The sequence below is a fragment of the Egibacteraceae bacterium genome, from assembly GCA_040905805.1.
In the GTDB taxonomy this organism is placed as follows: domain Bacteria; phylum Actinomycetota; class Nitriliruptoria; order Euzebyales; family Egibacteraceae; genus DATLGH01.
This window is the reverse complement of record JBBDQS010000133.1, coordinates 1-19,565: the sequence shown is the minus strand read 5'-3', so window position 1 is coordinate 19,565 and position 19,565 is coordinate 1. Positions and strand designations below refer to the sequence as shown.

General features: G+C 72.4%; 15 protein-coding genes. 9 read left to right on the top strand and 6 right to left on the bottom strand.

Going from position 1 to position 19,565, the window contains the following annotated elements; all coding sequences use genetic code 11:
• Positions 1-126 precede the first annotated feature (126 nt).
• The 3 genes from WD250_14545 to WD250_14535 are packed head-to-tail and all read right to left on the bottom strand — an operon-like array spanning position 127 to position 3,471.
• Positions 127-780, bottom strand: coding sequence for a response regulator transcription factor (locus WD250_14545; GenBank protein ID MEX2621431.1), 654 nt, complete (start codon positions 778-780; stop codon positions 127-129).
• Positions 752-2,872, bottom strand: a complete 2,121-nt coding sequence (locus tag WD250_14540) for a GAF domain-containing sensor histidine kinase (GenBank protein ID MEX2621430.1) — start codon at positions 2,870-2,872, stop codon at positions 752-754. The genes WD250_14545 and WD250_14540 overlap by 29 nt, the downstream gene beginning before the upstream one ends.
• Positions 2,873-2,910: 38 nt before the next feature.
• Positions 2,911-3,471: a hypothetical protein gene (locus WD250_14535; protein ID MEX2621429.1), complete on the bottom strand. Its 561-nt coding sequence runs from the start codon at positions 3,469-3,471 to the stop codon at positions 2,911-2,913.
• A gap of 772 nt (positions 3,472-4,243) precedes the next feature.
• Here WD250_14535 and WD250_14530 point away from each other — a divergent pair.
• Positions 4,244-5,425: an S-layer homology domain-containing protein gene (locus tag WD250_14530; GenBank protein ID MEX2621428.1), complete on the top strand. Its 1,182-nt coding sequence runs from the start codon at positions 4,244-4,246 to the stop codon at positions 5,423-5,425.
• A 468-nt stretch (positions 5,426-5,893) separates the two neighbouring features.
• Here the strand turns inward: WD250_14530 and WD250_14525 are convergent, their stop codons facing one another.
• Positions 5,894-6,712 (bottom strand): hypothetical protein, encoded by an 819-nt coding sequence (locus WD250_14525; protein MEX2621427.1) that lies wholly within the window; start codon positions 6,710-6,712, stop codon positions 5,894-5,896.
• Between the two features lie 287 nt (positions 6,713-6,999).
• Between WD250_14525 and WD250_14520 the strand changes: the two genes are divergently transcribed.
• The 4 genes from WD250_14520 (at position 7,000) to WD250_14505 (ending at position 10,750) form a co-directional block, all read left to right on the top strand.
• On the top strand, positions 7,000-8,112 hold the full coding sequence (locus tag WD250_14520) for a histidine kinase (GenBank protein ID MEX2621426.1): 1,113 nt from the start codon (positions 7,000-7,002) through the stop codon (positions 8,110-8,112).
• Positions 8,109-9,254: a histidine kinase dimerization/phosphoacceptor domain-containing protein gene (locus WD250_14515; GenBank protein ID MEX2621425.1), complete on the top strand. Its 1,146-nt coding sequence runs from the start codon at positions 8,109-8,111 to the stop codon at positions 9,252-9,254. The genes WD250_14520 and WD250_14515 overlap by 4 nt, the downstream gene beginning before the upstream one ends.
• Positions 9,251-9,904, top strand: coding sequence for a response regulator transcription factor (locus tag WD250_14510; protein ID MEX2621424.1), 654 nt, complete (start codon positions 9,251-9,253; stop codon positions 9,902-9,904). The genes WD250_14515 and WD250_14510 overlap by 4 nt, the downstream gene beginning before the upstream one ends.
• A gap of 114 nt (positions 9,905-10,018) precedes the next feature.
• Positions 10,019-10,750 (top strand): hypothetical protein, encoded by a 732-nt coding sequence (locus WD250_14505; GenBank protein MEX2621423.1) that lies wholly within the window; start codon positions 10,019-10,021, stop codon positions 10,748-10,750.
• Between the two features lie 371 nt (positions 10,751-11,121).
• Here WD250_14505 and WD250_14500 read toward each other — a convergent pair whose 3' ends face one another.
• Both WD250_14500 and WD250_14495 read right to left on the bottom strand, forming a co-directional pair.
• Positions 11,122-11,382: a HigA family addiction module antitoxin gene (locus WD250_14500; GenBank protein MEX2621422.1), complete on the bottom strand. Its 261-nt coding sequence runs from the start codon at positions 11,380-11,382 to the stop codon at positions 11,122-11,124.
• 11 nt (positions 11,383-11,393) lie between these two features.
• Positions 11,394-11,663, bottom strand: a complete 270-nt coding sequence (locus tag WD250_14495; GenBank protein ID MEX2621421.1) for a type II toxin-antitoxin system RelE/ParE family toxin — start codon at positions 11,661-11,663, stop codon at positions 11,394-11,396.
• 620 nt (positions 11,664-12,283) lie between these two features.
• Between WD250_14495 and WD250_14490 the strand changes: the two genes are divergently transcribed.
• From WD250_14490 to WD250_14475, 4 genes are all read left to right on the top strand, one after another.
• Positions 12,284-12,505, top strand: a complete 222-nt coding sequence (locus tag WD250_14490) for a hypothetical protein (GenBank protein ID MEX2621420.1) — start codon at positions 12,284-12,286, stop codon at positions 12,503-12,505.
• Between the two features lie 68 nt (positions 12,506-12,573).
• Positions 12,574-13,689 carry an alpha/beta fold hydrolase gene (locus WD250_14485; GenBank protein ID MEX2621419.1) on the top strand — a complete coding sequence of 372 codons (1,116 nt, stop codon included), beginning with the start codon at positions 12,574-12,576 and terminating at the stop codon, positions 13,687-13,689.
• 126 nt (positions 13,690-13,815) lie between these two features.
• Positions 13,816-16,410, top strand: a complete 2,595-nt coding sequence (locus WD250_14480; GenBank protein MEX2621418.1) for an AAA family ATPase — start codon at positions 13,816-13,818, stop codon at positions 16,408-16,410.
• A gap of 112 nt (positions 16,411-16,522) precedes the next feature.
• The gene (locus WD250_14475; protein MEX2621417.1) at positions 16,523-19,495 is read left to right on the top strand and encodes an EAL domain-containing protein; all 2,973 of its coding nucleotides are present in this window, start codon (positions 16,523-16,525) and stop codon (positions 19,493-19,495) included.
• Positions 19,496-19,565: the final 70 nt, after the last annotated feature.

Genomic DNA, 19,565 nt, shown 5'->3' with positions numbered 1-19,565 from the left:
CTAGATGAACAGCGAGGGTGACCATCATGTCAATGTAGCAGTCGATGCTGGTGGCTTTGGGTCGTCGTCATACCGGGGAGCGGGGACGAGGCGTGGCGCTGCGCTTTTGCCAGTGGCCATGAACTGCTACTCCTGCCCGAGGCCAGCTTCGCGGGCGAGTAGGAGCGCTTCGATGCGGTCTTCGGCGTTGAGTTTTGCAAGGACTGAGGACACGTAGTTCCGAACGGTCTTGGGTTGCAGGAACAGCGCCTCGGCGATGGCGCTGTTACTACAGCCCTGAGCGACCAGCACGAGGACGTCGTGCTCTCGGTCGGTCAGCTCGGGGAACGTCGCGCGGACCGTGGCCGCGGGAGGTGGCGGTGCGGCCGCGTCAAGGACCCGGTCAGCAACCGGAGCGCTGAAGACGGCATCTCCCGCGGCCACGCTGAGGATTGCCCGCACGGTCTCGTCCCCGCCTGCGCCTTTGAGCAGGTAGCCGCGTGCGCCTGCCCGCAGCGCGGCGCGCAGGGAGTCATCGTCCTCCAGCATGGTCAGCACGACCACCTTGGAGTGCGGATGCTCCTCGAGGATCTGGCGGGTGGCTTGCACGCCGTCTATGTCTGGGAGGTTGAGGTCCATGAGCACGATGTCGGGTTCCAGGGCCGCAGCAGCGGCGATGGCCTGCTCGCCGGTCGCGGCCTCGCCGACGAGTACAACCGACGGCTCTTCGGCCAGGAGCACCCGCAGGCCGGAGCGAATCAGCGGATGGTCGTCAACGATGAGGACGCGGGTCGGGTCCATGCAGGCTCTCCTGCTCGAGTGGGATGACGGCGCGCACGTCGGTGCCGCCGCTCGCTGGTGCCTGGACGGTGCAGCTTCCGCCGAGCTCGCTGGCGCGCTCGGTCATCGACGCCAGTCCGAGCCCGTCGACGTGGCCGCCGGACACTCCCTGACCGTCGTCACGGATCGTGAGGGTCAAGACGTCGTCGCGCACCGTGACGTGCACGGTGCAGCGGTGAGCGTCGGCATGCCGGGCGACGTTGGTCAGCGCCTCCTGGGCGATGCGGTAGGCGGCGACCTCGACAGCAGCGGGCAGCGGGGACAGCGGTCCGCACGCCTCGAAGTGGACCTGCAGGCCGCCCACCTCGTAGCGATCGGCGAGCTCGCGCAGCGCGCCGTCCAGGCCGAGGTCGTCCAGCGTGGCCGGCCGCAAATCGCCGATCAGTCGGCGGATGTCGGCGACGGCTGCTTCTGTCTGGGCACGCAGGTCGTCCAGCAGCCGGTCGGCAGCGCGGACGTCACGGCCCATGGCCCGCCGCGCCGCGTCGAGGGTGAGCGTGTGGCTGGCCAGTTGCGAGCCGAGCCCGTCGTGGAGGTCGCGACGCAAGCGACGGCGCTCCTCTTCACGGGTTGCCACCAGCCGTTCGCGAGCACGCTGGAGGTCGGCGGTCAGTCGTACGGCGTGGGCGGCGATGCCGGCCTGGCGCGCGAAGTCGGCGAGGAGTCGCTGGTCGGCGTCGCCGAACGCTTCACCGGGGCTGCGTGCCGCAAGCGCCAACTCCCCGATCTGTCGGCGTTGCGCCACCAGCGGTATGCGCAGTTCCACCGGCCGTGGCGTGCCGGACTCCACCGGCGCGGCGTCGGGCATGGTGATCGCGACGTAGGGCAGCCGCAGTGACTCACGCACCGTCGCGGCGATCGTGGGCAGGACCGTGTCGGGCGCGAGCGTGGACTCCAGCCGTTGTCCCAGCCGCGCAAGGGCGGCGTACGGCTCGTCACGCTGGCCGTACACGAGCCGGTTGACCCCCCGTTGCACCCGCTCGCGCAAAGGCTGGAAAGCCACCGCCACGACCCCCGCCGCGACGAGGGAGATGGCGTCCCCCCGCAGTTGGAACGCGGCACCGAAGTAGCCCACGACGAGCACGTAGAGGCCGACGACAGCCGCGGTGAGCACCGCATACACCAGCGTGCGGCTGAGCAGAACGTCGATGTCATACAACCGGTCGCGCAGGATCGCCACGCCGACGGCGACCGCGAGCAGCGGCGCGGTCACAGTCTCCCCCACGGCAACCACGGCGCGGACGTCCAAGCCCGGCGCCAGCAGCAACGTGAGTGCGGGACCGCCGACCTCGGCGAGGAGCACGAACATGGCCGCGTAGGCGAACCATTTGAGCGGGCGCCGTTGGGCCTCGCCAGCCCGTCGGTAGCGCACGACCACGGATGCCAGCGCCGCGGTGACGGCGGCCAGCAGCATCACCCAGCCGACGATCGACACGACCTGCAGGACGGGGGCGATCTCGGCCACCGCGAACGGGTTGCCCACCTGTGGGAGGTTGGACGCGGCACCCGGCGCGAGGGCCTGCGCGGCGAGGACGAGCACGGCGCCCGCCGCGCCGGCCCAGCCCACCGCATGCCAGCGCACTGACGGCGGCCGGCCGTCGGGGAACAGCAAGGGCAGTCCGACCAGTACCAGGGTGAAGCCCGGCACCCACGTCCACAGGCTGAGCCACGCAGCGATCCGTCCGCCCGGCACCGCTCCCGGGTAGGTCACCAGCGCCAGACGTGCGTACTGGCCAGTCAGAGCGGGCACGGCCATGCCGACCGCCGCGGCGCACAGCAACCAACCCACCCGGTTCGTCGGTCGGTGCGCGATGATAAGCGCGCCGACTCCAGCGAAGACGACCGACAGCACGACCTGCAGCAGGAGAAAGTCCGTCGTCGCCCGCAGCCACCCGATCCCGTTGACCGCTGCCAGCGCGCCGGCGGCTCCTGCCAGGACAACGGTCGCCGCGACACAGGCCCCCGCGAGCCACCACGCCATCCCCGACCGGGGCGCACGCGAAGCCACGGCGTCGGTGCGCGCCCCGGAATCGGCGGTGTCGCTTGTCGCCATGCTCACGCGACGATCATGGCCACGTCCGGGCGTGAGCGCTACCCCTCGCGCACAGACGGCTTCAAGGCCACACCGAGCCACAGCAGCCCTGCGCCCAGCAGCAAGCCGCCCGTCACGAACACCGGCGCGAGGCCCAGCCCAGCGCCCCCCAGCCCGAACGCTGGCCCGCCCAGCGCCACAAGCACGCCGGCGTAGGTCGGCAGCGCCCGTGTGCGAGCGATCGCGATGCCGAGCAGCACGAATCCCAGCAGGAACGCCAGGCTGCCGACCCCCATGAACACACCCGCACCCACCGGCGGTGGACTCGTCAGCCGCTCCGGCGCGTCGACGGCCCACAGCGGGAAGACGAACGCCTCAACCATCGCCTGGGCCAGCGTCAGGGCCATGCCCACGTAGGCGACGGCCGTGCCGACGCGCAGCAGTCGCCCACCGCCGACGCGATGCCTCAGCACGAGCCGCGGAAGGCCGGCCATGATCAGGATGAGACCCACATGCGGCAAGAGGTGAACCGGCGCCCACGCCGCGCTGGCGTAGCCGGCCGCGTCATGGGCCGGGTGCAACAGGGGGAACAAGCCCACCATGACCCCGCCCACAGCCATCGACGGCCCGCCCCACCAAAACGCTTCCCGCGCCGAGGTCCGGTCGCGGCCATCCAAGGTTTCCGTTCGTGGCTCCATCACCATGTGCCTTTCCTCGTCGGAACAGTGCTGCGACGCTACGTCGCAAGCGCGTCCCAGCAACAGGGACCAGCGCCCTGGATGTCCCCATAGGACATGAGTCCTCGTCCGGTCCGAAAGGGTCATGGGTTGTGGACAACCTGCCGGGGTGTCGTTGCAGACCCACCCCCGGCGAGATAGGAGTTGTTTTGTGACGCCCAACAGGGGGTGCCGAGCACCCGCGAAAGGGGACTGTCCATGGTTGACACCGCTGTGCATCGGTCCGCGCGGTCGGTGGCGGCCGTCCTAGCCGCGTTCACTGTCGGGTTCGGTCTGGCGCCCGTGCCCCACGCCGCCACCGTGAGCCTGCCGGCAAGGTTGATCCGCCGCTGGTCTATCACGCGTGCCCCCAGGACGCGTGCGGGCTGTACGTGCGCGACCCCAATGGCGGCGAACGACGGCTAACCGACCACGAGTGGGACCAGAGCCCGGCGTGGTCGCCCGACGGGCGGGAGATCGCGTTCGTGCGCAGGGACGGGGGTCTGTTTGCCATCGGCGCGGACGGCAGCGGTGAGCGTCAGCTGAGCGGCGACGTGGCCACCAGCCCCGCCTGGTCGCCCGACGGGCAGTGGGTGGCGTTCCTGCGCGGCGAGGTGGGACGGGCCACCCCAACGAGCTGGCGATCGTTCCCGCCGACGGTTCGGAGGGCCGGGTCGTGCGCCCGCAGGTCGCACAGTTCGCGTGGGCGCCCGACGGGCAGCGGCTCGCGGCAGTCCCCCCCAGGAGCACGGGCTTCGAGGAACCCGACCATCTCATCATCGTGACCGTGGACGGCGAGGTGGAACGCACGGTCGCGTCCGAGCCTGGCCTGCGCGACGTCGCGTGGTCGCCCGACGGCACACGTCTGGCCTACGCCGCCTCCGACCTGGCCGGCGGGCGATTCTCGACCTGGAGGGTCTACGTCGTGTCCGCCGACGGCACCGGCGCCCGACGGGTCGGCGGCGAGGACGCGCGGCCAAGGACGTACTCGTGGAGCCCTGACGGCACCCGCCTGGCGGTGCAACGCCTCGTCGAGCGGTCCACGACCCACTGGTCGTTCGACGTGGACGTCGTCGACGTCGCCACCGGCGCGGTGCTCACCGAGATCGGGTTCGCCGGGCGCACGCTGGTCAACCCCGTGTGGTCGGCCGCCGGCGACCGCCTCTACCTGAGCGCACGAGACGATGTCTTCGAGGACCCGCCGGCGGACGGCGCCGACCCGGTGGACCCGGACGGGGAGGGGCGCAGCGGGCTGATGGTGACCGACCTGCAAGGCGAGCACGCCCGCGACCTGCACACCGGCGGCCAGGGGTACGCCGTCGGTCCCGCCGTCGGCGTCTGCCCGCAGGCGGCGTGGTACGACGTGGGCCACGCGGCGTTCAGCGACCGCGGCGCGATCCCGCCGGTCCACCGCACCAACGTCGACTGCGCCGTCCACCACCAGATCGTGCACGGCTTCGCCGACGCCACCTTCCGCCCGACGCTGGACGTGCGCCGTGACCAGATGGCTTCGTTCGTAGCGGGCGCCCTCGACGCCGCCGGTGCCGAGTTACCCGAGGCGAGCGACGTGGGATTCACCGACGTGCCCGACGACTCCCCCCACGCCCACGCCATCAACCGGCTGGCCGCAGCGGGTGTTGTGCAAGGTGGCCCCGGCGGTCTGCCCGCCGACGCCTACGGTCCGGGGTTGCGGGTGCGCCGCGACCAGATGGCCTCGTTTCTCCTCCGCACCGTCGAGCAGGCCACCGGCGCGCAGGCGACGAGCCAAACCCAGCAATTCGATGACGCCCCCGAGCAACACGCACTTCACTGCGGTCAACGGCGCCGTCGAGCATGGCCTGGCAGCAGGTTACGGTGACGGCACCTTCCGCCCGCACGCCGGCGTGCGCCGCGATCAGACCGCCTCGTTCGCCGTCCGCCTGCTCGCTGCCATGGCAGGCCAAGCCCCGCAGTGACGCCGACCGCCGGCTCGGACGTTCCAGCCGGCGGTCCTCAGCTGGTGGAGGCGGCGTTGCAGCAGCCTGCCACCGGGACAGAAGCCGAGGAAACCATGACAACCCCGCAAGAGGAGCTCGCTCGACGGGTCGCCGCACGCCTCGACGCTGGCGCCGGCGCCGGCGCAGGCGTCACGGCAGCTGGAACTGGCTAGCTCAGCCCGTGACGAACACCCCGAACTCGTCGCGTCATCGCGATCATCCTGGAAGGACTGACGGCCACCCGCGAAGCGAAGGACTGGACACTCGGCCGTCGTTCGTGAAGTTGCCGGATCACCGTCGGCCACGTGGCGGCGAAATCCACAGGGTTCTCGTGACCCCCGAACCGGGGGTCAGCGCACGCTGAACGTGGTCAGCATCCCCTCCTCGAAGTGGGGCGGCCCGTCGCCCGTCTCGGTGCCGCTGGCATCGGTGCCGACCGGGATGAAGCAGACCATCGCGTAGTCGCCGGGCTCGAAGTCGGCGGCGGTGGAGCTCTCCTGCCCGGCGGGCGCGAAGCCGGCCGCGACGAACTCGGCGCGCTGCATGGCCTCCTCCTCGTCGAGGGCGACGATCTGCTCCCACTCCTCGTCCACGCCGTCGTGACGGCGGAAGATGATCATCTCGTGTCCCTCGTCGCCGGCGTTGGCCAGGGAGATGATGGCGGGACCGGCGTCGAGGGTCGCGGGCACGCCCTCGAAGTCGTAGTCGACCGTAGTGACGTCGAGCGACGTCCAGCCGCAGCGCCCTGCCGCCTCCTGCGCGATGGCGTTGCGTGCCTCGCCGCCCTCCCCGCCGAAGAAGGCGTCGAGGTCGCCGTCGTCCGCCTCGTCGAGGGCCTGCTCGAGGGTCGCCACGTGGTCCTGCACCGCGTCGGGACCGCTGGCCCCCAGGTCGGCCACGATCGGCCGTAGTCGCTCCTCGGCGAAGACCTGTTGGGCGGCCGCCATCTCCTCCTCGGTCGCCGTCTCCGGGTCGACCTCGGGCTCACCGGGCGAGCCCAGTCCCAGGGCGGCCTCGCAGAACGCGTCGGTGGCGGCGACCTCGGTGTCGGGCCCGGCGGTGTCATCCGGTGGTGCCGCCTCGTCCTCGCCGCCGCAAGCGACGAGTCCCAGCGCCATGAGCAGCGCGACGATGCAGGTGGACAGCGGAAAGGTGCCACGGCACAACATGGTGGGTTCCTTTGGTCGACGGATGGGCGGCCCCGCCGGAGCCGCTTCGAGGGGCCGCGGCGTGCCGCGACTCCCGGAGCCTGACGCTAGGACGCCCGCCCGCCTGTGCCGTCCGCGCCCGGGTTGATCCATCTCCACCCAGGGGTTGATCCGGCTCCACCCGCGTGGGGACGTGGTCGCCACGCACGCCCTCTAGGGTCGGTCGCATGGCACAGGGCAGGATGGCACAGGGCAGGGAAGGCCCCCATACCAGGACCGCGGGCCCCCGCGCCGGCTACCCTCGGCCGATGGCCATCGTCGAGCGGGTGCGCGGCGCGGTCGTCGTCCTCGGCGGCGACCTGTTCGTCGGTGTGCTGATCCTCACCGCGGTCGCGGAGCGCGCGGTGCTCGGCCGGGAGCCCGGGGTCATCGCGGTCGCCGCGACGTGGGGCCTGCCGTTGCTGGCACGCCGGCGGTTGCCCCTCCTGGCCCCGCTGGCCGCTCTGGTCCTGGTCGGCGCGACGACGCTCGCCGTCCCGGCGATGTCCCACGACACCGGCGGGGAGCTGCTCCTCGCGGTCACCGCGGTCTGGATGTTGGCGGCCGGCAACCCGCCGGCGCGTGCCCTCGTGGGGCTGCCAGCCGCAGGGCCCGTCGTCGCGGCGGTGGGACCTGCAGGGGATGCCGCGACGGTGACCCTCCTGCTCCTCGGATCCTTCGCTGCCGGCGTCGTGCACCACCGGAACCAGGGTGAGACCGCGCTGGTTCGGGGGCATCTCAAGGAGCTCGAGCGCACCCGCGAGTCCTCCCTCGAGGCGGCGGCAGCCGACGAGCGCGCCCGCATCGCCCGGGAGCTGCACGACATCGTGGCCCACAGCGTGAGCGTCATGACCGTGCAGGCCGGCGCGGCCCGGCTGCAGCTGGCCCACGACCCGGAGCAGGCGCTCGCGTCGGTCACCGCCGTGGAGGAGGCCACCACCACGGCCCTGGACGAGCTCGACCGGCTCGTCGGCCTGCTCGGTCCCGAGGAGCAGCCGATCCGCGGGCTGACCGACGTCGAGGGCCTCGTGACGCAGATGCGCGATGCGGGACTCGACGCCCACCTGTCGGTCGAGGGCGAGCCCCGCCCGCTGCCGGCCGGGCTCGACCTTGCCCTGTACCGGCTGCTCCAGGAGGCACTGACCAACGCGCGCAAGCACGCCGGGCTGGTCCGCACCGATGTCGGCGTGCACTACGGCGTCGACGAGATCCAGCTGCGCGTGGTCAACGATCTGCCCGCCGGGGCGGGCAGGTCGAGGGGCGCCCACGGGGGGCACGGGCTGGTGGGCATGCGCGAGCGGGTCGCCATGTACGGAGGCCACCTCGCGGTCGAACCCCGTGCGGGGCGCTTCCATGTCGAGGTTCGGCTCCCGGCGCCATGAGTCTGCGCTGCCTGCCCCGCGTCCTCACCGATCTCGCCGTCGCCGCGATGGGCGTGATCGCCCTCGCCCAGGGCGTGGCGGTCGCCGGGCTGGTCCATCCCGTCGCGGTGGTCTTCACCGCGGGCTGGGTGGGCGCGCTGCTCGTGCGCCACCGCTGGGGCTGGTCACCGGCGCTGGTGCCGTTGCTGGTCACCGGCCACGGCTTGGCCCTGCAGACCTGGCCGAACGACTCGGGGATCACCATGCTCGCGCTGTTCGTGTCTGCGGGGTTGTTCGGGATGGGGGTGCCGACGCCTCGCATGCTGCTCGCCTCGGCGTTGTGGCCCGCCGCGGTCGGGGCGCTCATGCTGGTGACGGACTACGGCGAGTGGGGGTTCTCCGACTTCTTCTATCCGGCGATGTTCTGCATGGTGCTGCTCGGGGCCGGCATGGTGCTCGGCCGCGCCACCCGCCGCCGGCGCGAGGTGCGCGGACTGGCCGAGCAGGCGCAGCGCGATCTGGAGGAGCACCGCACCGGCATCGTCGCGGCGGAGCGCTCGCGCATCGCCCAGGACCTGCGCGCGCTCGTGGCCGAGCAGATCCTCGGCATAAAGCGGTGCGCGCGCCGCGCCCGCGAGCTGCTCGAGCACGGCGAGGCGACCGAGGCCGAGGCGGGGCTGCTGCGCATCGAGGATGCCGGTCGCGACACGCTGGCCGATCTGCGCCACATGCTGGGTCTACTGCGCCGCGACATGACCGAGGAGGCCCTGGGACCCCAGCCCGGCCTGGCCGCGCTGGACGCCGTCGTGGAGCATGCCGCCGCGCGCGGTGTGGCGGTCACCGTCACCGTGGAGGGCAGGCCGACGCCGCTGCCGCGCGGGGTGCAGGTCGTGGTGTACCGGGTGGTGGAGCGCAGCGTGGAGCAGGCCTGCCGCGCCGGGGTGGACCGCGTGGGCGTGCGGATCCGCCACGACGTCGGCGCGGTGCAGGTGCAGGTCCACGCGCACGGCCTCGGGGCACTGCTCGGCGCGGACCACCTGGCCATCCGCGAGCGCGTCGTGCTCTACGGCGGCGACCTGGTCGTCGGCACCGACGAGCACGACCGCGACGTCCTGCAGGTCCGCCTCCCCCTGCCGGCCGCTGCGGAAGGCGCACCGGCGTGATCCGCGTCGTCATCGCCGACGACCAGGCGCTGCTGCGCAGCGGCTTCCGCCTGATCCTTGACGCCCAGCCCGACATCGAGGTGGTGGGCGAGGCCGAGGACGGCGTCCAGGCCGTGCGCCTGGTCCGCAGCCAGCGTCCTGACGTGGTCCTGATGGACGTGCGGATGCCCAACCTCGACGGGCTCGAGGCGACGCGGCAGATCTGCGGGGCCGGCTCGCCGACGCGGGTGCTGGTGCTCACCACCTTCGACGTCGACGAGTACGTGTACCGGGCGCTGCACGCGGGGGCCAGCGGCTTCCTGCTGAAGGACGTGCGTGCTGAGCAGCTTGCCGAGGCCGTGCGCACGACCGCGGCAGGCGAGTCCCTGCTCGCGCCGAGCGTCACTCGCCGCCTGATCGAGGAGCTCGTGAGCCGGCCCCCGCCGGGAGCGGTGCCCGACGAGCTTGCCCGCCTCACCGAGCGCGAGCTCGAGGTGCTGCGCCACATTGCCCAGGGGCTTTCCAACACAGAGATCGCCGGGACGTTGTTCATCGGTGAGGCCACGGTGAAGACCCACGTCAACCGGATCCTGTCCAAGCTCGGGCTGCGCGACCGGGTGCAGGCCGTGGTGCTCGCCTACGAGACGGGCCTGGTCCGCTCGCAAGGGTGACCGTCGGTCGCAGATCAACCCACGGGTGGAGGCGGATCAACCCGGGTGCGGACGGCCCCGACGCCGTTTCTGCCTACCGTCGAGCGCACAAGCCGAACAAGCGAAGGAGCGGACATGCAAGCGCAGAAGGGTCTCAGGTTCCGGCAGGTGGCGACGGGGACGATCCCGGTTCTGGCGGGGCTGCTGCTGATCGCCGGGATGGCCGTCACCTCCTGGGAGGAGGGCGGGGAGTACTCGCAGACCGCCTACTACACAGCCCTGGCGGCGCACCCGGTCCGCGCGCAGGTGTCGACCATCCTCATCGGGCTCGGCTTCCTGATGCTCGTGCCGGCGTTCGCGGCCATGGCGCAGCTCACGCGCCACCGCGGCACCAGGCTGGGCAACGCCGGCTGGCTGCTCGGCACGATCGGTTTCGGCCTCTTGGGCGGTATGGCGCTGGTCGTCGACGTCTACGACACGCTCCTCGTTACCCAGCTCGGCCTCGAGCAGGCGGTGGCGCTGGGCGAGGCCCTCGACGAGATGGTGGCGCCGGCAGTCCTCGGGATGACCGGTGCCTTCGGCTCCGGGCTCGGCATCGTGCTGATGTCCGCAGCGCTGTGGCGCTCGCGGGAGGTGCCGGTCTGGGTGCCCGCACTGCTGCTCGCGGGCATCGTGGGATTTATCGTCGCGCCCTCGGCGACGGTCCCGACGGTGACGGCGATGGCCATCCTGACCGCCGGGCTTCTCGGGGTCTCCCTGCGCATCCTGCGCGCCGCCGACTGGGAGACGGGCGGGCCGGTCCGCGCCGCACCCCGCGCCGGCCAGCCCGCCGCCCGCGCCGACGTGAGGGTTTCAGGTGCGGCGTAGCTCGGGGACCGACCCGCGGGTGCGGGAGGGCCAAGCCTGGACACGGTCAGCAGGTCCAGGCCGACCCCCCGCCCGCGCCGGCCCCCTCGATCGCTCATGGCCTGCTCCTGCGGGCCCTGTGCGCCGAGCTGACCGCCACCAACATCCCCTACCCAGGCACCGACCTCACCCTGGTCTACACCGTCAAAGAGCACTGAAACCCTGCAGGCACTTCCGCACCTATGTCAAGAGGTCTGGGACCGGGGTGACCGCCTCAACACCTGGGTATCGGCCGGTCCGCGGAGAGGGAGAGGCGGTCGACAACGTTCGTATAGCCGCCGATCACGTGAGGTTCCGGTGGTCCGCAACCCACTGGTATCGGCTTGTGTCGGTCAGCTCATCGCTTCGCGGGCCAGCGCGAGGTCGTAGTCGGCTTGCAGCCGCATCCAGAACTCGGGCGAGGTCCCGAACACCCGACTGAGCAAGATCGCCGTCTCGCCGGTGACAGCCGTCCGCCCGGTGACCAGGCGGGACACCCGCCCGCGATCGACCCCCATGGCCCGCGCCAGGTCTGCGGCGTTCATGCTTCGCTCCTCCAACTCCTCGGCGATGTGCTCGCCAGGGTGGATCGCCACACTCACCTTCACAGCCATCGCCTGCCTCCTCAGTGGTAGTCCTCGATCTTGACGTCCAGAGCACGGTTGTTCTCGATCCGAAACGTGATCCTCCACTGGTCGTTAATGCGGATGGAGTAGGTCCCGGCACGGTCGCCCTTCAACTTCTCGAACCGGTTGCCCTTCAGCGCGCTCAGGTCACGTTGGTCGACAGCGGCCTTGATGCGGTTCAGGCGCATGATCGCCTGCTTGTCGAATCCTTTGCCGTAGCTGAGGCCTTCCAGATGGAGACGCCTCGTCGCTTCGTCGCCGTACTCCATATCCACGGGGCCACCCTATCGTTCCGCTGCACGCTGCACAACATGCGACAGCCGTCGTCGGCCTGCACCGGTAGGGGGAGGTCGACGGCTGCGGTACACGTCACGCTCCGTAGCTCCCGAGCCCTCCTATCCTCGCTCGACCGCGGGCGTAGACAACCCTCGGGGTTCCGCCGATCCCAAACGTTTCGACCTGGTCCTGCGCCCCACTTTCCTGACCCGCTCGACCCCCCCCACCCGCCGGTCAGGCGGTCAGGTGGGGCGATCCCCACCCACAGGACCACCGTCCAGCAGTGTCGCTGGGGGCGGAAGGCCACGTACGGCGCATATCAGTACGTCGCAACCCCTCTCAGTCCCTCTCGTATCTCGCCGATAATGAATAGTATGTCTAGTTTGCTCCTACCATGTGGGATGCTGGGGCTCGGCTGGTGAGCTCAAAGTCCCAGCGCCCCTCGCGTCTTGTACCGGCCGCGTTTTCCTCCGAGGGAATCCGCGTGCGAGCACGGCGTGACGCACTCGCAAGGCCAAGCGCGGTTTAAGCGCTTGGACGCGGGGTGCGGCGACCAGTCCTCGGCCGGGCGGCGCTGTCGTCTGCGGGTCCTCGTCGCTAGGATCAGGGGTCGTTGACCTCGCCCCCCGACCCCGGCAGGTGCCCGGTGACCGACCCCGCTCCGCGCGACGACCCGATGGACCCGACCGCCGACACGGCGCGGTTCCAGGCGTTCGTCGAGGGCGCCGCCGAACCGGTGCGCCCTGAACGGGTCGGTGTGCCGTTCCGCGTGCTGACCCTGCTGGCCGGCCTGGTGGTGCTCGGCGGCCTGCTCTGGCTGCTGTTCCTGCTCTGAGCCCGGATGTCCCGGCCCGCCGGCCCTGGCGGCGATGGGCCGGGTGGGCCCTCTTCGGTCTGGCGATCATGGCTCTGCTCTCGGTGCTTTCCGTCGGCTGGTACTACGCGGGCGAGATCCTGCGTCCACCCCAAGCCGAGCGGCCGGTGTACGACGTGACGGTCGCCGACGTGGGGGAGACGACCGTGACCGTGCCCGCGGCGGCCGTGCCCGACGGCGTGTGGGGCCTGCAGTGGCCCGAGGGGTACGCCCGAGTCGGCGAGGTCGTGGGCACCGACCCCGACGCGGGCACCGTGACCCGCCGCATGGTCCCGGTGATCGGCGCACTCCAGGCCGGTCAGGCCGTGGCGGTCGACGCCCACGCCTATCCCCCCGACGCCGCCGACGCGTTCGCCTTCCCGGCGGAGACGGTGCTGCTGGCGGGGCCCGACGGCCCGTTGCCGGCGGATGTGGTGGTGCCCGAGGTGACGGCACCGGATGACGAGCGCACCGCATGGCGGGCGGGCCCGCGCGACACCTGGGTGATCATGGTGCACGGCCGTGGCGGGTCGCGCAGCGAGGCCTTCCGTGCCCTGCCGACCATCCGGGCGCTCGGCCTGCCCGCCCTGGTCCTCGGGTACCGCAACGATCCCGACGCGCCAGCGAGCCCTGACGGGCACTCCGGCCTCGGCTGGACGGAGTGGCGCGACGTGCAGGCCGCCACCGACTACGCCTTCGACCACGGCGCGCGCGACGTGGTGCTCCTCGGCTACTCCATGGGCGGGGCGATCGTCTCCACCTACTTGCACGAGGCCCCCGACGCGGACCGGGTGGCGGGCATGGTGCTCGACGCGCCGGTGCTCGACTGGGACGTCGTCCTGCGCGCCGCGGCTGCCGACCGCGGCGTGCCGCTGTGGCTCATCCCCGTCGCCCGCGGGATCATCACCGTGCGCACCGGCCTGCGCTGGGGGCGTCTGGACCAGGTCGCCCGCGCCGAGGACTTCGACGTGCCCATCCTGCTCTTCCACGGCACGGCGGATCCGACCGTCCCGGTCGCGTCCAGCGACGCCTTCGCGGCGGCCCGACCCGACCTGGTCACCTACGTCCGCGTGGAGGGCGCCGGCCACGTGCGGGCCTGGAACGCCGACCCCGACGCCTACGAGGCCCACCTGCGCGACTTCCTCCTCACCACGGTGGGACGGTAGGCCCGGGGCTACCGCGGCGGTAGTGCCGCTGGGCGGTCCGGAAATGACTCTTTCGGGCCATAGCGGGCGTCGAAGACCGCGCGTACCGTGCACAGGACGTGACCGCTCTCGGGCGAGGGGACGTGCGTGAGCCAGACCCAGCAGGATGCGCGTGAGGGCGCCGCCACCTCGCCGGGGACGGTCGTCGGGGGCCGGTACCGGCTCGAGCGCGTGCTCCAGGAGGGCCCGCTCGCCCGGACGTTCCTGGCCCGGGACCTGCCCGGAGGTGACCGCGTCGTCCTCAAGGTGACCACCGCGAAACAGATGTCGGTCGACGCGGCACGGCGACTCGAGCACGAGGGTGCCGTCCTGGCCCGCCTCGAGGCGCCCGAGCTCGCCCCGCTGGTCACGATCGGACGCGACGGCGACGTCGTGTACCTGGTGACGCGGCACGTGCCCGGCGTGCCCCTGGACGCCCAGCTGCGGCTCCGGCCGTTGACGGTGCGGGAGGCGCTGCGGGTCGGTCGCTGCACCGTGCGGGCGCTCGCCCACATCCACCAGCACGGCATCGTCCATTCCGACGTGAAGCCGGCCAACGTGATCGTCGGGCTCGACGGCGACGGCGTGGTGGAGCGCGCCGTGCTCATCGACTTCGGCCTTGCGCGCAGCGCGGCCCTGCACGCGGACGTCCGCGGGCGCCCGGCGGGCACCGCTCGCTACGTCTCCCCGGAGCAGGCCGGGTTGCTCGACTGCCGCGTCGACGAGCGCTCCGACCTGTACTCCGCCGGCATCCTGCTGTTCGAGTGCCTCGCCGGGCATCCACCGTTCGAGGCCGAGACGGTCCGCGGGCTGCTCCGGCAGCACCTGTCGTCGCCGCCGCCCACCCTGGGCAGTCTCGGGGTGGCGGTGCCGGGTGCGCTCGACGAGCTCGTCCAACGGCTGATCCGCAAAGACCCCCAGGACCGCTACCAGTCGGCGCAGGGGGTGCTGCACGACCTCGACGAGATCGCCGAGTCGACCGAGCCCGGGACACCTGACCCCCCGGCAGTGATCGGACGGTGCGACCGGCGCCGCACCCTGACCGAGCCGGCGTTCGTGGGCCGGGCGGAGGAGCTCGCGGCACTGGACCGCGCCCTGGACTCGGCGGCGGACGGGCAGGGCGGACTCGTGCTCCTCGAGGGGGAGTCCGGGGGCGGCAAGACGCGCGTGCTCGACGAGCTGGCGCGCCGCTGCGCCGTGCGGGACATGTGGCTGCTCCGCGGGCTGGGACGGGACCAGGCCGCGACCGTGCCGTTGCAGCTGCTCACCGACGTGGCCGAGGGGGTGATCACCGCGGTCAGGCGGGAGCCGGACCGGGCCCCCCGGATCCGCTCGGCGCTCGGCCCCCATGTGGACGCGGCGTGCCAGGCCCTGCCCCGGCTCGGAACCGCGCTCGGGGTCGAGGTCGGCGCACCTCTCGGACCGGAGGGGTTCGGTGAGGCGCGGACGCTCGACGCGCTCGCCGCGCTGCTGGCCGCGCTCGGGACGGCTGCGAACCCCGCGGTGGTGCTGCTCGACGACTGCCAGTGGGCCGACGAGCTGACCGTCAAGCTGCTGGCACGGTGGTGGGATGGCGGGCGCAGTCCGCCCGGGCGCACGGTGGTGGTCGTCGCGTACCGATCCGAGGAGGTCCCCGCCTCCCACAGCCTGCGCGGGCTGCGCCCCGCGGCCCACGTCCGGCTGCGCCCCTTCGCCTCCGAGGAGGTGCGCCTGCTCGTGGAGTCCATGGCGGGACCGGTCCCGGGGGCCGTGGTCGAGCGGGTCGGGCAGCTGTCGGACGGCAACCCGTTCATGGCGTCCGCGGTGCTCCGCGGGCTGGTGGAGTCGGGGGGCATGGTGGCCACGCCCGAGGGGTGGCGCCTGGAGGACCAGCAGGTCGGCGAGATCCGGTCGTCACGCGAGGCGGTCCGGTTTTTGACACGCCGGCTGGAGCTGCTGCCCGAGGCGACCCTGCGCCTCCTGTCGGCCGGCGCCGTCCTCGGCAAGGACTTCGTCGTCGGGCTCGCCGGCGAGCTGGCGGAGCAGGACCAAGCGGAGGCCACGGCAGCGCTCGACGAGGCCCGCCGCCGCCACATCGTCTGGCCGCACCCCGACGACGACCACTGCAGCTTCGTCCACGACAAGCTGCGCGAGGCACTGCTCGCCCGCCTCACCGACGCAGACCGGCGCACCTTGCACCGCCTGGCCGCCCGCCTGCTGGAGCACCACCATCCCGACCGGCTGTTCGACCTCGTCTACCACTTCGACGCGGGCGGTGAGCACGAGCGCGCCCTGCCGCACGCGCTCACGGGCGGGTGCGCAGGCGCGAGCCCAGCACGCGCTGGAGGTCGCCGAGCGCCAGTACCGCATCGCCCTGCGCGGATCGGTGGACGCCGAGGACCTGGTGCGGCGGCGTGCGGTGCAGGGCCTCGGCGAGGTCCTCATGCTGCGGGGAAGCTACGACGAGGCGGCGACCCGGCTGGAGCAGGCCAGCACCCTCGCCGACGACGACGTCACGCGCGCACGGATCGCCGCGCAGCTCGGCGAGCTGGCGTTCAAGCGGGGAGACGTCCAGGCGGGTGCGCAGGCGTTGGAGCGCGGGTTGCACCTGCTGCACCAGCGCGTGCCACGCCGCCGGATCGCCGTCGGTGCCTGGCTGGTCTGGGAGCTGCTCGTCCAGGTGCTGCACACTGTGGCCCCGCGCGCCTTCCTCGGGCGCCGTAGCGCCGAGGCAGCGGACACGGCCCTGCTGGCGATCCACCTCTACAGCCGCCTGACCTACGCCTACTGGTTCGGTTCCGGGACGCTCGCGTGCGGCTGGTCGCACCTGCGCGAGATGAACCTCGCCGAGCGCTACCCGCCCGGCCTGGCGCGCGCCCAGGCGTACTCCGAGCACGCCCCCGTCCTGACGATGCTGCCGTTCTTCCGGCGCGGCATCACCTACGCGCAGCGCTCGCTGGCGATTCGCCGCGATGCGCGCGACGCGTGGGGCGAAGGCCAGTCGCTGCACTTCTACGGGGTGGTCCTCTACGGGGCCTCGCGCTACCGCGAGGCGATGGAACGGTGCCGCGAGGGGGCGAGGCTGCTGGAGCAGACCGGCGACCGCTGGGAGGTCAACACCGCCAACTGGCACGTCGCCTACTGCCTCTACCGGCTGGGCTCCCTGCGCGAGGCGGTCGACGCCGCGCGCGCGGTGCACCAGGCCGGCGTCGAGATCGGTGACGCCCAGGCGGCCGGCATCAGCCTCTCCGTCTGGGCCAAGGCGTCGGGCGGCCGGGTACCGCCCGAGCTCATCGACGCCGAGCTCGCTCGTGGCGGCGGCGACGGTCACACCACGGCTGAGGTGCTCCAGGCGCGGGCCGTGTGCCTGCTGGCCGGCGCTCGCCCGGACGAGGCGGTTGCCGTGCTCGAGGAGGCCAGGTCGCTGCTCAAGGCGCGGGGGCTGCGGCAGGAGTACGTGGCTCCGGTGCTCCCGTGGCTCGCGACCGCTCGGCGCGAGCAGGTCCTGGCGACCCAGGACGTCACCCCCGACAGCAGGAGGCGGCTCCTGCGGGAGGCGCGGCGGGCCGCTCGCCGCGCCCGCCGCATGGCGCACTGGTACCGCAACAACCTGCCGCACGCGCTGCGGGAGTCCGCGCTGGTCGACGCCCTGCGGGGACGGTCGTCGCGCGCCCGGCGCCACTTCGACCGCAGCCTGGCGGTGGCGTCCCGGCAGTCCGCCGCATGGGAGCACGCGCAGACCCTCCTCGCCCGTGGCCAGGTCGGTCTGGAGCTCGGCTGGCGCGGCGCGGCGGAGGACCTCGCCGTGGCGGGCGCCGCCATGGCCGAGCTGGCCGCCGACGTGCGGGCCGAGCAGGGTGACGGACCCGCCCGGCGCGAGGAGCGCGCGGGACAGCTGGCCACCCTGTCACTGGCGGACCGCTTCGACACCGTGCTGGAGGTGGGGTGGTCCATCACCGCCGCGCTCACCCGTGAGGCGATCTTCTCCGCGGTCCGGGACGCGGGTACCAGCCTCCTGCGGGGGGAGCGGTGCGTGGTCCTCGAGGTGGGAGACACCCGCGGGGAGGACGTGACCACCGTGTCGAGCGAGATCGACGCCAGCGTCGACGACCTGTGCCGTCAGCTGGTGCGGACGGCCGTCGTGACAGGCCGGGTCGCATTCCTGGCGACCGGCCAGGAGGACGACCGGTCGGGGGCGCTGCTGACCGGTGGGGAGACCCGCTCGGCGGTCTGCGCGCCCGTGCGCGTCCGCGACCGCGTGGTCGCCGCCTTCTACGCATCGCACAGCCAGGTGCGTGACCTGTTCGGCGCGGAGGAGGAGCGCCTCGCCGAGTTCATCGCGACGCTCGCCGGCGCCGCACTCGAGAACGCCGAGGGGTTCGGCGAGGTGCAGGCGCTGACCAGGACATTGGAGGAGCGCGTGGAGGAGCGCACGGCACAGCTGGCCGCGGTGAACCGCGAGCTCACCCACCAGGCCTTCCACGACCCGCTCACGCAGCTGGCCAACCGCGTCTTGTTCGGTGACCGCATCCACCACGCGATCACGGTGCGGCAGCGCACCCCGGGCCGGCTCGCGGTTCTGCTCGTGGACCTCGACGACTTCAAGAGCGTGAACGACACGTGGGGTCACGCCGTGGGGGACGAGCTGCTGACCAGCGTCGCCGCACGGCTCGAGCAGTGCCTGCGCCCCGCCGACACCCTGGCTCGGTTGGGGGGCGACGAGTTCGGGATCCTCCTGGAGGACCCGCGGGAGTCGGCGGCGGCCACGGCGGTGGCGGAACGGATCGTCGCGGCACTGGCCGCACCCTTCCGGCTCCAGGGCTTCGAGGTGTGGATCCACGCCAGCATCGGCATCGCGGTCGACGAGGGGCACGCCGACGGCGCGGAGGCGCTCCTGCGCAAGGCCGACGCGGCCATGTACGTGGCGAAGGAGCGCGGCAAGGACCGCGTCGCCGTGTTCCAGCCGCAGATGCTGGACGCGGTCATCACGCGGGGCCAATTGCGCGCCGCGCTGCAGGTGGCGCTCGAAGAGCACGGTAAACCGCAGTTCGCCGTGCACTACCAGCCGATCGTCGAGCTCGACTCCGGACGCGTGACGAGCGTGGAAGCGCTCCTGCGCTGGCAGCGCCCCGCCGGGGAGGTGGCCACGCCCGACGTGTTCGTCCCGCTGGCCGAGGAGGCAGGCTTCATCGTCGCCCTGGGGGGCTGGGTCCTGGAATGTGCCTGCCATCAGGTCGCGGCCTGGCAACAGGCCCAACCGGACGCCCCGCCGCTGGGCCTGCACGTGAACCTGTCGGCTCGCCAGCTGCAGGAGCCCCGCCTCGTCGGGGTCGTGGCCGGCCTGCTCGCCGACACCGGGCTGGTACCCGACAGCCTCGTGCTGGAGATCACCGAGACCGCGCTCATGCGCGACCCCGATGCCGCCGACGCCCAGCTCCACGCCCTTCGGGAGCTCGGGGTGCGCCTCGCCCTCGACGACTTCGGCACCGGGTACTCGGCGCTGGCCTATCTCCAGCGGTTCTCCCTCAACCTGCTGAAGATCGACAAGAGCTTCGTGGATGGTCTGGGCTCCCTCCCGGGCGCGTCATCCCTGGTGCGGGCCATCGTGCAGATCGGGCAGACCCTGACGATGGAGGTGGTCGCCGAGGGCATCGAGCAGCCCGTGCAGGCGATGGAGCTGCAGGCGCTCGGGTGCCGCCTCGGGCAGGGCTTCCTCTGGAGCCCGGCGCGAACGACGCACGAGCTCGAACCATGGGTGCGCGACCGGGCCCGCACGCCGACACTCCCACGCATCCGACCGGCCGACTGATGCTCGCCTAGGGATCCTGAGACGTGAATCGCCGGAGCGCCAGCGGAGGCGATTCTCCGCTGTGCCGGGT